Here is a 12907-nt window from a genome sequence, read left to right as displayed (position 1 = left end):
TCTGACTCTGCCGTTCTGCAACTATTCTCGCAGTCGCTTGAGCATTTCTGTTGACCAACCCAATGTATCTTGCCTGATATTCGGATGGCGCCCTTTTCAAATTGTTATATCTACTGATTACAGCCGATATCGAATTTCTAATTTCCAAGCTAAGCGTTGGGCCGATACCGGACTGATATGCCGTTCCGTCGATAATATTAGAATTGCTCATATATCACTCCGATACATGTTTAATCAAAGAAGCGTAATCGCTTCTAGAAATGACATGACTAGATACAATTTTTTCAATTGTTCGACGATCACCCTGCTTAACACTGTAAAGAAATGCTATTTTCACATTTGGTGAATCAATTATAAATATCCCACACTCCAGTCGGCAGATATTTCCAAGTACGTGTTGAGATACAAACAACTGACTACCATCAATTTTACATACCGTGGGCGCGCAGTTCATATTTCCTGCAATATCTGGGATGCCATTGGGCATTATCTCTATTTCATCGAAGCGAGATGAAGCGACTTCTTTCGGAAATAGTGATTTTATTGTCGAGCATGTGAAAGACTTTGGAACAATCAGAATTCCACATTCTCGAGGTCCTGGATTCTCTGTGATCGAGTAGGTCGTGTATTTTGCGGCTTTGCCATATACGTCTACATCATAACCACCTCGTCCGCAGCCGCTTTGGCCGATGAGCAAGAACGATGAAACAATGATGCGCAGAATTGGCGAAAGACTGCGACGGAAAGAAGTTTCCGATTTAGCCTCCACATTGCGCCAAAGGTCGCATTCATCGCTCATCAGCACGCTCCATATCCTTTAGCCGGGTAGCCGCCGCCGGGAGTCCTGGCTGTACATGGGGCCGGCCCACTTTGATCGCCCGTCCATGCTGTTCGCTACCTACCGGACCCGAATAGACGAAATTTTGATCAACTGTGTCTCCGGCGGCTTTTTTGTACCACTTGCGCGCCTTACTTGTGTCGCGTTCAAGGCCAATCCCCTCTTCATAGCGGCGGCCAAGTTCATATTGCGCGGTTTTAAGCCCGCCTTTTGCTGCGCTCTGAACTTCAGCGAGACTGGCATTGGTCCAATCCGAGCCGTTTTGAGCAAGGGAATTTGAACTGAGGATGATCGCAGCGGCAGCGACTGCCGATCGCAGAGTCATTGACATGAGCCGGATGCTCCCATTTTTTCCAATGTGCTCTGGACAAGTCGTTCCCCCATATCGGACGGGATTGAGACGACCTGTGATTCTCCACTATTTGGATTTGTACTGAGCATCTTGAAGGCCCGTTTGCTGAATGGGCCTGTTATTAGATCCGCCATCATAAGCTCAGCGTGTCGGTTTTCGACCGTCGCAAAAGGAGCAATCAGTTCGACCAGCCACAAGCGATCTCCTGCCGTCCATTCTGCATCTTCCAGTTTTGCACCGGTCTCGCGCAAACCCTTCATCACCTTCTGTTCGCCAGCCTCGTCCAACATGGCCCAGATTGCTGCCCCGATGGGACGTTCACCTTCCTGGAAGATGTGAAATTGGCGACGGAGAATAGGGGGCATCAACAACCAGTTCATCTCGACCGCCGTAACGTCTGCATGGCGGGGCGACTGGCTCAGCAACCATACGATCTCGCCAAAAATATGGCTGACGGTCACAGGTTTTGGCACCCGTGCCTCGTTTTGATCGGCTGTCATCGAATATTTCCTTTATTCCGAAAGACGCACTGCCAGATCATGATCGTTTACCTTTCCCGTGCAGCTTCCTGGGTTGCTTCATCGATAGGACTAACCAGATAGCTCAGGATGCTGCGGCGACCTGTCCTGATGTCCGCTGTGGTGGCTAAGCCGGCGCTGAGCCGCATCTCTGTTGTTCTGCCACGGTCAATGGGATCGAGACGAATGCGGGCGGGATAGACGAGACCGAGCTTTTCATCCTCAACCGCGTCCGATCCGATGCTCTCCACATATCCCGGGATTGTGCCGTATCGGGTGAATGGGAAAGCTTCGAGCTTGATCGCGACCGGTTGGCCATCCTTTACGAAGCCCATATCCTTGTTGAGAATCTTGACCTCCGCGATCAGCGAGCCACCTTTGGGCACCACCACCATGATCGGCTTGGCGGGTTCGACGACGCCGCCAATGGTGTGAATGGAGAGCTGAGTGATCGTTCCATCGACAGGCGCAACGAGACGTTGGAGGCTGCTGCGCTGTCGGCTCTTGGTCAGTTCTTCCTGGCGAAGGCGCGCGTCAGCCTCCGCCTTAGCAAGGTCAGTGAGAATCCTGGAACGCGCCTCAGCCTTGCTCTGCGCCATGGTGCTGGATGCACTGGAGGATTGTGCCTCGGCTTTACGTGCGGTTGCCAGCGCCGCCTCGCGATCCCGAATGGTTGCGAAGCGTTGCCGCCGCATCTCTATGACCTTCAGCTTGGCTGCATAGCCCTTCGTCAGCAATCCTTCATAGGCATCGAGTTGTTGATCGAGGAGCGGGATCGTCTCTGTGAGCTTGGCGGCCTGCGCCAACGCCTCCGAGCGGGCGGCCTTGGCGGCCTGGAGGTCAGCCGAACGCCCGGAAACGGAGGCTTCGATCGTAGCCAGTTCCGCTGCCGCCAGGGCGCGCTGCGTCGCGACCAACTGGGGTGCCGTCCCTTGAGGCGGGATGAAGTTGAGGCCTTTGCCGTCCAAGGCTGAAAGGACCCCCCTGGCGCGGCCGATATCAAACAGAGCGGTTTGCAACGCCGCCTCGGCCTGAATGGTCTCGGCTGCCGATACGGTCGGATCCAGTTCGACCAGCACTTGGCCCTTGCGCACGAACTGGCCGTTTCTGACATGGATGGCCCGCACGATCCCCGCCTCCGCAGGCTGGACCAGCTTCACATTGTCTGCCGGGATCAGGCGCCCCGGCGCCGAGGCCACCACATCGACCTTGCCGAAGGTCAGCCAGAGGAGTGTCAGGACAAGTCCTATGAGCAGAACCCTTGTGGTTGCCCGCGCGGTCGGCGAGACGGGCTGTTCAATGATTTCCAGTGCCGCCGGGAGAAAGGTGACGTCATCGACCCTGTTCAGGTTTCTCGCCCGGCGCCTTTCATCAGCGAGGGCGGCGCGGACAACATCCCAATGTTGCGCGATGCTGCTCATGCCACGCCCTCGCTGACGCCCATCTGGCGGCGATGCAGGCTGGCATAGCGCCCGCCTTGCCGCAGCAGTTCATCATGAGTGCCGACTTCGACAATGCGTCCCTTTTCGAGGGTCATGATACGGTCGCACTGACGGATCGCAGAAAGGCGGTGTGCAATGATAAGGACGGTTCGGCCCCGCGCCATGGCGCGCAGGTTGCGCTGGATGATCTCCTCGCTTTCCGCGTCCAGCGCCGAGGTGGCCTCATCAAGGATGAGGATACGCGGCTGCGTGACCAGGGCGCGAGCAATGGCGATGCGCTGGCGCTGCCCGCCCGACAGATTGACGCCCCGCTCTTCGATGATCGTATCATAGCCCTGAGGCAGACCAACAATGAACTCATGCGCGCCTGCAAGTTGGGCGGCAGCCATTACCTGTTCCAGTGGCATGGCGGGATGGGCAAGTGCGATGTTCTCACGGATCGAGCGGTTGAACAGCAGGTTCTCCTGCAGCACCACGCCGATCTGGCGGCGCAGCCAGCTTGGATCAATCTGGGCAATATCGACGCCATCGATGAGGATTCGTCCTGCTGCGGGGGTGTAGAGACGCTGAAGCAGCTTGGTGAGGGTGGACTTGCCCGATCCCGATGACCCGGCGATGCCCAGCGTCCCGCCGGCGGGGAGGTGGATGTCGATATCCTCCAGCGTCCAGGGGCCGTCCAGGCCATAGCGGAACTTAACGCCCTCGAAGCGGATCATGCCCTTGATCTCGGGCAGCGCCACCCGGGAGCCAGCGCCGGGCTCAACCGACTGATTGAGGACATCCCCAAGCCGATCGATCGAGAGCCTGACCTGCTGAAAGTCCTGCCAGAGCTGAGCCATTCGGATCACCGGCCCGGAGACACGCTGCGCGAACATGTTGAAAGCGACCAACGCGCCAACCGTCATGGCACCCGCAATTACCTCGCGGGCGCCGAAGAAGAGGATCGCCGCTAGGCTGAGCTTGGAGATGAGCTGGACCGCCTGACTGCCCGTATTACCCAGATTGATGACCCGCTGGTTGGCAGCGCTATAGCCTGCCAGTTGCCGCTCCCATCGTTCCTGCCATTGCGGTTCGACCGCCGATGCCTTGATGGTTTGCATTCCTGAGACGCTTTCCACCAGCAGGGCGTTGTTCGCCGAGCCGCGTTCGAACTTTTCGTCGAGACGGTGACGAAGCGGGCCGGTGACGAGCAGCGACACCGCGACATAGGCGGGAATGGTGGCGGCGACGATCCAGAAAAGGGTTGGAGAATAGATCCACATCGCCATTAGAAAGACGATGGTGAAGACAGGATCGATCAGCACTGAAAGCGACGCATTGGTGAGGAATTCGCGGATCGATTCTAGCTGGCGAACGCGCGTCACCGTGTCGCCCACGCGGCGGCCCTCGAAATAGGATAGCGGCAGGCCCAACATATGGCGGAAGAGCTTCGAGCCCAGTTCCACATCCAGCTTCTGGCTCGTTTCCGAATAGAGCCGGGTCCGCAACCAGCCGAAGGCCACTTCCCAGAGCGATACAGCGACAAAGCCGACGGACAGCACCTGGAGGGTGGCCAGCGTGTTGTGGACCAGTACCTTGTCGATCACATTTTGAAAGAAGAGCGGCGCTGCCAGACCCAGCAGATTAAGCGCCAGCGTAATCAGCAGCACCTCACCGATCAGCTTACGGTAGCGTACGACCTGCGGAACGAACCAGCGGATATCGAACCGGCCCGCTGCCCCGCCTACGCTCTCGCGCGTGGTAAGCAGGATGATCTCACCGGACCAGATTGCCTCTAGGTCGTCCCTCGAAAGTTTCTCGACATTGGCATCAGCGCGCTGGATCAGCGCTTCTGTTTCGGTTACCCGGCCGATCAGGAACCAGCCTTCAGAGCCATTGGCCAACACCGGCAATGGCTGCCGCGACAATCGGTCAAAACTTATGTGAGCTAAGCGGGCTCGGACCCCATCCTGGCGTTTGGCCAGACGCAATATATCATCGGGCGACAGGGGATCATGATGGCCAAGCTCATGGCGCAATTGATGAGGATCGACGGCAATTTTGTGCACGGCCAGCAGCGTCGCAAGGGCGCGCACGCCACTATCGGCGCCTGATAGGACGCCTCCCAAACCCCTGTCCATCGTCACCCCGATTCGGTGCAAACCCCAGCACCACATCAATGGGTTTCATAGCCGAACGGATTAGGCAACGGCCTTTGCGACAGATTGAAGAAAATAATGTTGTTATTTCAGTTCATTATGGACGCTTTATTCATAGCATTCCATTAACCAGACGATATCTGCTTCGTTGCCAACAAACTCCAGCCACGCTGTGCGTAGGTGATCTGGGCAATGATGTGCGTGCTCGCACCCCACGGGCGTCGAAATTTTACCATTCCTGGTCGTGTCGCTGGGTAATCAGATGACATCGGCAAAATTCGCACCCATCACCTAAGGCTCAGCCCGGACTGCAAATGCAAATGCCTGATGGGCCATACAATGGCACCGATGACAAAATTCATAACTTTATAAATTGATATCAAACACTTAACCGGACCATGCAATGCCCGTAGGGGTCACCACCTTCCTCTCTCGGAAGGTGCCATTTCATCTCGTAAATGGCTGTTTTTCTATGATATGCTCCGCTCGCATGGAGTATGCGGTGTTTCACCGCATACCAACAAACCGATGGTAGAGTTGATGGTGTCCGCCACTCCCTGATCGGGAGATAGCATCATGCCGCTTTCCGCAGTGGCGATCAAAGCCGCAGGATTTTGATTGCCCAATGCAGACCGTCCCCTTCTGGCGGCTGTCGACCAGATACCGCCATCCCCACTCAGGCCGGAAACCGCAGCTGCTGGCAAAAACGGTCGCCGCAAAATGATCATTCGGATGATCGCCGCGCCATGTCGATCAAAGCCTTGAAAGCGGCCGAGGGATTCCGTCTGGTCGGATAATAGAGACATAATGGCGCGATTGGCGGCGTCCAGTCTTCCAGGACTCGGACCATGCGCCCGGCCTGGACGTCTTCCCGGACGTCGGCCTCCATGAAATAGCCGATGCCGACATCGTTGAGGACGGCGATGCGCGCCAGGCTCGCCTCGTCCAGCGTGATGGGACCGGCAACATCGATCTGAACGGGCTGACCGTTCTTCTCAAAATGCCAGCGATGCAGCGCCCCGTTCGGCAAGCGGACGCGAATGCATGAGTGACGAAGCAGGTCCGGAGGGGTGCGGGGCTTGTCGTTGACCTTGAAGTAGGAAGGCGATGCAACCACGGCAAAGCTGCGCGGAGGCCCGACGGGAATGGCGATCATGTCGGTCGGCACAAGGTTCGCGGTTCGCAAGCCAAGATCAAACCCCTCGGCGACGATGTCCACGATCCGGCCTTCGGTGACAAGGTCGATGTGAACCTTGGGATAGTGTCGCAGGAACTTCAACAATAGCGGACTGAGGATCTCTCGCGCGCCCGTGGCGAAAGCATTGATCCGCAGAGTGCCGGAGGGCGTTTCCTGCTGCGACCGGGCGGCTCCCATCGCTTCGTGAAGAGTGCTCACGGCAGGCCCCACCTGTTCGACGAAATTTCGGCCGGCATCGGTGAGGGACACGCTGCGGGTCGTGCGATTGAACAATCGGACGCCAAGCCGCCCTTCCAGCTTGGCGATGGCATTGCTCAGCGCGGTGGTTGAAAGCCCCAGTTCCAGAGCCGCAGCGCGAAACGACCCCCGCCGCGCTATGGCGAGGACCGCATCAAATTCAACCAGGCCATGCTTTGACATTGTCCCGCCTTTCGCAACGTCACATGCCGGTTTGGTCCGATTATCACAAGCATTGCTCGACGCTAAATTCCCCTTGTCACCGCAAGGAGCCGAGCAATGTCGATCGAACTGCCCAAGCCCATCGCCGACTATGTCGCGGCCAATGCACGGCTCGATGCCGATGCCATGCTCAAGCCGTTCGCCGCCGACGCGGTTTTCCTGGACAACGGAAAGCGCTTCGAAGGCCACGACGAGATCCGCAAACTGTTCGAGGAGGAAGTCATCGCCGTGAAGGCCGTCTTCATGCCGGAGGCGATCCGCCGCGAGGACGGTCAGGTCGTGGTCGAAGGGCCCGCCCATGGCGACTTCCCCGGCAGCCCCATTCGCTTCACCTATCGTTTCACGCTCGAAACCGATGCCATCAAGGCATTGGAGGTCACGGCATGACGATCAGGGCCGATCCGACCGAGTTCGCGGGAAAGCGCGTGCTTGTGAGCGGTGGCACCAAGGGTGCGGGCCGCGCTACGGTGGATCGGTTCCTGGCCGGAGGCGCGCGGGTCGTCACCGCCGCGCGCGGAACGCCGGAGCCGATCGATGGGGTCGAGTTCGTCCAGGCCGACCTCACGACTGCGGAAGGCGGCAAAGCGCTGGCGGACGCCGCGCTCGAACGGCTCGGCGGCATCGACATTCTCGCCCACGTCATCGGCGGTTCGTCCGCGCCCGGGGGCGGCTTCGTCGCCCTGACCGACGAACACTGGCTTTCGGAGTTGAACCTCAACCTTCTGGCGACCGTTCGGCTCGATCGCCTGCTGGTCCCGAAGATGATCGAACAGCGCGCTGGCGTCGTGGTGCATGTCACCTCCATCCAGTCCGTCCTGCCATTGCCGGAGTCGACCACAGCCTATGCCGCTGCCAAGGCCGCGCTCAGGACCTACAGCAAATCGCTGTCCAAGGAACTGGGGCCGAGGGGTGTGCGGGTCAATGTCGTGTCCCCCGGCTGGATCATGACCGACTCGACGGTCCACTTCCTGGAACGCCTCCAGCAGGTGAATGGCGGCACGATCGAGGATGCGAGGCAGTCGGTCCTCGATGCCCTTGGCGGCATTCCGATCGGGCGCGGGGCCGAACCTTCCGAGGTCGCGGACCTCATCGCCTATCTGGCCTCGGATCGCGCCGGCGCGATCCACGGCGCCGAATTCGTCATCGATGGCGGCACGATCAGAACCGTGTGAGGCCAACCACATGACGGCATTCTCTGATGGCAGGGCCTCGTCGTCGACGCAGCGGGGCACGATCGAAACCGCGCTGAAAAAAAGTTCGACATGGCGCGTGACCGAGATCGCCTTGCGCGCGAATAAGAGATCATGCGCTCGGACTTCCTCTCGAGATTGATCTCAAAGCCCGCGCCGAGCACGGCGCCGGCCAGCCGCGAGCGTCCGTCCAGAACCGCGCCGGACGGCTGGAGCAGCCTGATGGCGGCGGCGCAGGACGGCCATGGCGGAGCCTATCGGCGGCTGCTCGGCGAGATGTCCTGGTGGCTCAAGCACTATTTCCAGCGCCGACTGCCGCCGGGCGACGTGGATGACGCCGTCCAGGAGACGCTGCTCGCCGTCCACCGGCGGCGCCACACCTATGATCCGCAATATCCACTAGGACCCTGGCTGGCGGCGATCGCCAAGAATAAGTGGGTCGACCAGTTGCGCAGCCTGGCGCGCCGGCCCATGGACGAGCTGCCTGACGAGATAGCCGTCGACGACCACGAGGCTTCGGTGGTCAGCAGCTCCGTCTTGGCCAGCCTGCTCGACGAGCTTCGCCCCGCGCAGGCGCAGGCGATCCTGCTGGTCAAGGTGCAGGGCTACAGTGTCGATGAAGCGTCGGGCCAGATCGGCCTCTCGCCCTCGGCCGTGAAGATGAACATCCACCGTGGGCTTGCGCGCCTGACGGCCATCATTGAGAAGACTCCCGATGTCGAGTGAAACCCTGATCGTCGCTCTGTCGTCCGATCTCGCGCCAGTGCAGCGCCGCAGCATGCTGCGCGAAGGCGGGCTAGTCCTTGCACTCGGCGTTGTGGAGCTCGCGCTGTTCGTCTCGATGGGAGTGATGCGGCCCGACATGCACCACATCACCGGCTCGCCCTTTCTCATCTGGCGGGTGGGAAGTCTCGGCCTGCTCGCTGCGGTCGCCTGCGTTCTGGCGATCCGGTCCTTCTCGCCGACGGCGCGACCACGGCGGGGGCTGATGCTTGCCTGCGCCCTCGCGGTCGCGGCCATGGTCGGCGGTGCGTTCGTGATGCCCCCAGGCGCGAGCGACCGCGCGCTGCTCGATCGCATCGATCCGGCCAGCGGCATGCTGTGCGCCGCATCGATCTTCCTGCTTTCGCTGCCGATCGTGGCGCTGCTCGGCGCCCTCATGCGGAGGGCCGCGCCCACCCAACCGAGGCTCAGCGCGCTCGCCTCCGGCATCGCCGCCGGCGCCTGCGGAGCCTTTGTCTTCGCCTTCTGCTGCCCCTTCAACGACCCGCTCTACGTCGTGGTCTGGTATAGCGTCGGGTGCGCCGCCGTGGCGGCCGCAGCACGATGGCGCCTGCCGCGACGCTTCCGCCTCTAATCGGAACCGGCGCGGCGCATAACGAGCCGCGCAATGCCCGAGCACCAACCACCGATCCACCCGGATTCCGGGACAGGAGACGTGCGCCCGCTTCACATGAAGGAACCATGCCATGAAGACCATCACCGACGCGAAGTCCCCGGATCGGGACTGGCTCAAGACCTATTACTATCTGCGCTTCGCGGTCTCCGCGATCTGGGTCGCGCTCGCCTTCACGGTCGCGAAGGCCATGCCGCCGCTGGCCGCGATGATGCTCGTCGCCTATCCCGCATGGGACGCGCTGGCGAACTATCTCGACGCCAGCCGAAGTGGCGGCCTGATGAGGAACAAGAGCCAGATGCTCAACTTCGTCGTCAGCGTCGCGACCGCCATGGCCGTCGCCGCGACCCTGCCGCACGGCATGCATGCGGTCCTCCAGATCTTCGGCATATGGGCGGTGCTCTCCGGCCTGTTCCAGCTACTCACCGGCGCGCAGCGCTGGAAGTCCTATGGCGCGCAATGGGCCATGATCCTGAGCGGCGCCCAGTCGGGGCTCGCCGGGGCGCACATGATCAGCAAGGCCGTCGGCGCGGCGCCGGTCAGCATCGCCGACATCGCGCCCTACGCCGCCTTCGGCGCCTTCTACTTCCTCGTCTCGGCGGTCTCGCTGACCATCAGCGGCGCGCGTCGTCGCTCGAAGGCGGCCGCCGCCTGACACGCGAGCCGGGTCGCCCATCAGGCGACCGCATTCACGAGATGGCCCGATACGGTCGAGATGAACGCGCGAAGACGCCCAAGACGCCTTAGATCCCGGTGATATCCCATCCAGATGTCTCGCGCTGGCGGCGTCGTCGGCAGGTCCACTCTGCGGATGCCCGGGATCTGATTGCCGACCACGCGGGGCAGGACAGCGATGCCGACGCCTTCCCTGCACATGCGCCCCTGGACGTTGCGGTTGTTCGATCGCAGGACCGGCCTCGCATTGGGGAAACTCTCGATGAGCCACGCGATGTCAGGGAAATGGCCGGTGGAAGTGTCATGGGTGATCAACCGGAAGCCGGTGCCGTCGCCATATTCGGGATCAGCTGCCTCCTCGGCGATGTAGACGCCATATTCGAGCCTGAAGAGCCGCCGCTGAACGACATCGGCAGTGTCGAACGGCACGATACGGAATGCGACGTCGGCCTCGCGCTGGGCAAGGTTGAACAGGCGCGTGCCGGTCAGGATCTCGACATCGACATTGGGATAGGCTTTCGAGAAATCCGCCAATATGGGGGGTAGGACATAAGCCCCGAACCAGTCAGCTGATGAAATTCGCAGACTGCCTTTGAGAGTCTGCTCCTGCCCCGCGAGCCGACGCTCCATGGCCAGCGCGCCTTCCTCCATCTGCTCGGCCAGCGGGATGATCCCATGGCCCTCGTCGGTCAGGACAAGACCGTCCGCCGTGCGCTGGAAGAGCGTGTGACCGATCGCCTGCTCCAGCGCGCGAAGGCGCCTGCCGACGGTTGGATGGCTTATCTGGAGAGACCGCGCGGCGCCGCCGAAGGTGCCGGATCGCACGATGGCAAGAAATATCCTGACGTCGCTCCACTCCATCACAACACCCATACAAAACTGAACAGCGAGAATGCATTTATGGCAGTTAAAGAACAAATATAAACATCTAGATTCCCTTCATCATTTGGAGGTGCTCAGGAATGAAAACCTGGTTCATCACAGGCTGCTCAAGCGGCTTTGGCCAGCGGCTCGCGCTTGCGGCGGCGCAGCGCGGCGATCGGGTCATCGCGACGGCCCGCGGTGTCAAGACGATCGAGGCGATGGCGGAGCCTTTCGGCGGTCGCATGATCACGTTGCCGCTCGACGTGACAGATGCGGCGGCCGCGAAGGCGGCGGTCGCAATGGCGGTCGAGACCTTCGGCGGGTTTGACGTGCTCGTGAACAATGCCGGCTACGCGCTGTTCGGGGCGATCGAGGAAGGCACGTCGGAGGAATATCGCCCGATGTTCGAGGTCAACCTGTTCGGTCTGATCGAAACCACCAAGGCTGCATTGCCCGTCCTGCGGCGTTCGGGCGGAACGATCGTCAACATGTCGTCCGGCGCAGGCATCGAGGGGCGTGGCGGCGGAGGCTATTATCACGCCGCCAAGTTTGCCGTGGAAGGGATTTCAGAAGCGCTCGCAGGCGAACTACGGCCGTTTGGCATCCGCGTGCTGATCGTCGAGCCGGGGCCGTTTCGCACCGATTTCCTGGGACGTTCGATCGCCATGGCGGCCAACCAGATGCCGGAATATGCGGCGAGCTCGCGCAAGCGCTATCGCGAAACGAACGACGGCAATCAGGCGGGCGATCCCGACAAGGCGGTCGCGGTGATCCTGCAGGCAGTCGACGCCCATGATGCCCCGCTGCACCTGCCGCTCGGCCCGGCCGCGCACGCCATCGCGGAGCGAAAGCTGGCGGCCTTCGGCAGCGACATCGACGCCTGGCGCGCCATCACGATCGCCACCGATTACGATTAGCGCTGGCCACGCGCTCTGTTTGAACGTCAGCATCCGACTGGAAAGCCATCATGATCGCAGCCTTGAAGGGCTTTGCCCAGCAACTGGTGCCGGTGAACGGCATCAGGATCAACGCCGTCACGGGCGGCTCAGGCCCGCCGATCCTTCTGCTCCACGGCTGGCCGGAAACATGGTGGGAATGGCGCCATGTGATGCCGCTGCTCGCCGGGCATTTCAGCGTAGTGGCCATCGATCTGCGCGGCGCGGGCTTTTCCGACTGCCCGCAGGGCGGCTATGACAAGGCGACGATGGCGCGCGACGCGCATGAAGTCATGGTTGCCCTTGGGCATGAACGCTACGCCCTGTGCGGCCATGACATCGGCGGAATGGTCGCCGTGCCGCAGGCCGTCCTCTATCGGGAGGCTGTTACTCACCTGGCGGTCCTTGACGTACCCCTTCCCGGCTGGACCGGATGGGAGGCGACGACCGCACGGCTCTGGCACTTCGGCTTCCATAATAATCGGGATCTGCCTGAGCGCCTGATCCATGGCCGTGAATATGACTATGTTTCGACCTTTATGGCAGAGCGGTTCTACGATCACAGCAGCTTCGATCCGGCCAACATCGAGGTCTACGCCAGGGCGATGGCGCTTCCCGGCCGCACCCGCGGCGGCATGGAATGGTATCGCGCGCTCGCCGCCGACCATGCGGCCGCGCTCGCGTACAAGAAGCAGCCGCTTGAGATGCCGGTGCTTGGCCTGGGCGGCGACCAGCGCTTCGGCGCGCAGATGGTGCCGATGCTCAAGGAATTCGCGACCAACGTGACGGGCGGCTCGATCGCGCGGTGCAGCCACTATGTCGCGGACGAGCGACCGGATGAAGTCGCAGCCGCGCTGATCGCGTTCGTCAAGGCCAAGTGAAACTCAGCCACTGCGCCTTCG

The 12907-nt window shown here is 60.9% G+C and carries 14 protein-coding genes; 7 read left to right on the top strand and 7 right to left on the bottom strand.

What is annotated here, in order from left to right:
* Positions 1 to 214: 214 nt before the first annotated feature.
* The 6 genes from Sj15T_RS12200 to Sj15T_RS12175 all read right to left on the bottom strand — a co-directional run bounded on the left by Sj15T_RS12200 (position 215) and on the right by Sj15T_RS12175 (position 6906).
* Positions 215 to 799: a hypothetical protein gene (locus Sj15T_RS12200; RefSeq protein WP_148225575.1), complete on the bottom strand. Its 585-nt coding sequence runs from the start codon at positions 797 to 799 to the stop codon at positions 215 to 217.
* A complete protein-coding gene (locus Sj15T_RS12195; RefSeq protein ID WP_013041272.1) occupies positions 789 to 1169 on the bottom strand; it encodes an SEL1-like repeat protein in 381 nt (126 codons plus the stop codon). Before Sj15T_RS12195 ends, Sj15T_RS12200 begins: the two co-directional genes overlap by 11 nt.
* Positions 1160 to 1690 carry a protein-lysine palmitoyltransferase gene (locus Sj15T_RS12190; protein ID WP_013041271.1) on the bottom strand — a complete coding sequence of 177 codons (531 nt, stop codon included), beginning with the start codon at positions 1688 to 1690 and terminating at the stop codon, positions 1160 to 1162. The genes Sj15T_RS12195 and Sj15T_RS12190 overlap by 10 nt, the downstream gene beginning before the upstream one ends.
* Before the next feature lie 47 nt (positions 1691 to 1737).
* On the bottom strand, positions 1738 to 3129 hold the full coding sequence (locus Sj15T_RS12185; protein WP_013041270.1) for an HlyD family type I secretion periplasmic adaptor subunit: 1392 nt from the start codon (positions 3127 to 3129) through the stop codon (positions 1738 to 1740).
* Positions 3126 to 5225, bottom strand: a complete 2100-nt coding sequence (locus Sj15T_RS12180; protein WP_041386111.1) for a type I secretion system permease/ATPase — start codon at positions 5223 to 5225, stop codon at positions 3126 to 3128. Before Sj15T_RS12180 ends, Sj15T_RS12185 begins: the two co-directional genes overlap by 4 nt.
* A 787-nt stretch (positions 5226 to 6012) precedes the next feature.
* Positions 6013 to 6906, bottom strand: a complete 894-nt coding sequence (locus Sj15T_RS12175) for a LysR family transcriptional regulator (protein ID WP_013041268.1) — start codon at positions 6904 to 6906, stop codon at positions 6013 to 6015.
* A 96-nt stretch (positions 6907 to 7002) separates the two neighbouring features.
* Here Sj15T_RS12175 and Sj15T_RS12170 point away from each other — a divergent pair, with 96 nt between their 5' ends.
* The 5 genes from Sj15T_RS12170 to Sj15T_RS12150 all read left to right on the top strand — a co-directional run bounded on the left by Sj15T_RS12170 (position 7003) and on the right by Sj15T_RS12150 (position 10186).
* Positions 7003 to 7332, top strand: a complete 330-nt coding sequence (locus Sj15T_RS12170) for a nuclear transport factor 2 family protein (RefSeq protein WP_007687936.1) — start codon at positions 7003 to 7005, stop codon at positions 7330 to 7332.
* Positions 7329 to 8117 carry an SDR family oxidoreductase gene (locus Sj15T_RS12165; protein ID WP_013041267.1) on the top strand — a complete coding sequence of 263 codons (789 nt, stop codon included), beginning with the start codon at positions 7329 to 7331 and terminating at the stop codon, positions 8115 to 8117. The genes Sj15T_RS12170 and Sj15T_RS12165 overlap by 4 nt, the downstream gene beginning before the upstream one ends.
* Positions 8118 to 8357: 240 nt before the next feature.
* A complete protein-coding gene (locus tag Sj15T_RS12160; RefSeq protein WP_049775181.1) occupies positions 8358 to 8861 on the top strand; it encodes a sigma-70 family RNA polymerase sigma factor in 504 nt (167 codons plus the stop codon).
* Complete coding sequence (locus Sj15T_RS12155) at positions 8851 to 9492, top strand: DUF1109 domain-containing protein (protein ID WP_013041265.1); 642 nt, start codon at positions 8851 to 8853, stop codon at positions 9490 to 9492. Before Sj15T_RS12160 ends, Sj15T_RS12155 begins: the two co-directional genes overlap by 11 nt.
* A 112-nt stretch (positions 9493 to 9604) precedes the next feature.
* Complete coding sequence (locus Sj15T_RS12150; protein WP_013041264.1) at positions 9605 to 10186, top strand: DUF308 domain-containing protein; 582 nt, start codon at positions 9605 to 9607, stop codon at positions 10184 to 10186.
* Between the two features lie 20 nt (positions 10187 to 10206).
* Here Sj15T_RS12150 and Sj15T_RS12145 read toward each other — a convergent pair whose 3' ends face one another.
* On the bottom strand, positions 10207 to 11067 hold the full coding sequence (locus Sj15T_RS12145) for a LysR family transcriptional regulator (protein ID WP_013041263.1): 861 nt from the start codon (positions 11065 to 11067) through the stop codon (positions 10207 to 10209).
* Positions 11068 to 11168: 101 nt separating this feature from the next.
* Here Sj15T_RS12145 and Sj15T_RS12140 point away from each other — a divergent pair, with 101 nt between their 5' ends.
* Together Sj15T_RS12140 and Sj15T_RS12135 are read left to right on the top strand one after the other, a co-directional pair.
* Complete coding sequence (locus Sj15T_RS12140) at positions 11169 to 11987, top strand: oxidoreductase (RefSeq protein ID WP_013041262.1); 819 nt, start codon at positions 11169 to 11171, stop codon at positions 11985 to 11987.
* Positions 11988 to 12037: 50 nt separating this feature from the next.
* Complete coding sequence (locus tag Sj15T_RS12135; protein WP_013041261.1) at positions 12038 to 12886, top strand: alpha/beta hydrolase; 849 nt, start codon at positions 12038 to 12040, stop codon at positions 12884 to 12886.
* Positions 12887 to 12907: the final 21 nt, after the last annotated feature.

The sequence above is a fragment of the Sphingobium sp. TA15 genome (assembly GCF_037101235.1).
Lineage (GTDB): Bacteria > Pseudomonadota > Alphaproteobacteria > Sphingomonadales > Sphingomonadaceae > Sphingobium > Sphingobium indicum.
This window is presented reverse-complemented; position numbering and strand designations above follow the sequence as displayed.

Coding starts and splice junctions, on each gene's coding strand:
- Sj15T_RS12185 (WP_013041270.1), bottom strand. CDS start 3,129: ATGAGCAGCATCGCGCAACATTGGGATGTTGTCCGCGCCGCCCTCGCT.
- Sj15T_RS12195 (WP_013041272.1), bottom strand. CDS start 1,169: ATGTCAATGACTCTGCGATCGGCAGTCGCTGCCGCTGCGATCATCCTC.
- Sj15T_RS12175 (WP_013041268.1), bottom strand. CDS start 6,906: ATGTCAAAGCATGGCCTGGTTGAATTTGATGCGGTCCTCGCCATAGCG.
- Sj15T_RS12190 (WP_013041271.1), bottom strand. CDS start 1,690: ATGACAGCCGATCAAAACGAGGCACGGGTGCCAAAACCTGTGACCGTC.
- Sj15T_RS12160 (WP_049775181.1), top strand. CDS start 8,358: ATGGCGGCGGCGCAGGACGGCCATGGCGGAGCCTATCGGCGGCTGCTC.
- Sj15T_RS12140 (WP_013041262.1), top strand. CDS start 11,169: ATGAAAACCTGGTTCATCACAGGCTGCTCAAGCGGCTTTGGCCAGCGG.
- Sj15T_RS12170 (WP_007687936.1), top strand. CDS start 7,003: ATGTCGATCGAACTGCCCAAGCCCATCGCCGACTATGTCGCGGCCAAT.
- Sj15T_RS12150 (WP_013041264.1), top strand. CDS start 9,605: ATGAAGACCATCACCGACGCGAAGTCCCCGGATCGGGACTGGCTCAAG.
- Sj15T_RS12165 (WP_013041267.1), top strand. CDS start 7,329: ATGACGATCAGGGCCGATCCGACCGAGTTCGCGGGAAAGCGCGTGCTT.
- Sj15T_RS12155 (WP_013041265.1), top strand. CDS start 8,851: ATGTCGAGTGAAACCCTGATCGTCGCTCTGTCGTCCGATCTCGCGCCA.
- Sj15T_RS12145 (WP_013041263.1), bottom strand. CDS start 11,067: ATGGAGTGGAGCGACGTCAGGATATTTCTTGCCATCGTGCGATCCGGC.
- Sj15T_RS12200 (WP_148225575.1), bottom strand. CDS start 799: ATGAGCGATGAATGCGACCTTTGGCGCAATGTGGAGGCTAAATCGGAA.
- Sj15T_RS12135 (WP_013041261.1), top strand. CDS start 12,038: ATGATCGCAGCCTTGAAGGGCTTTGCCCAGCAACTGGTGCCGGTGAAC.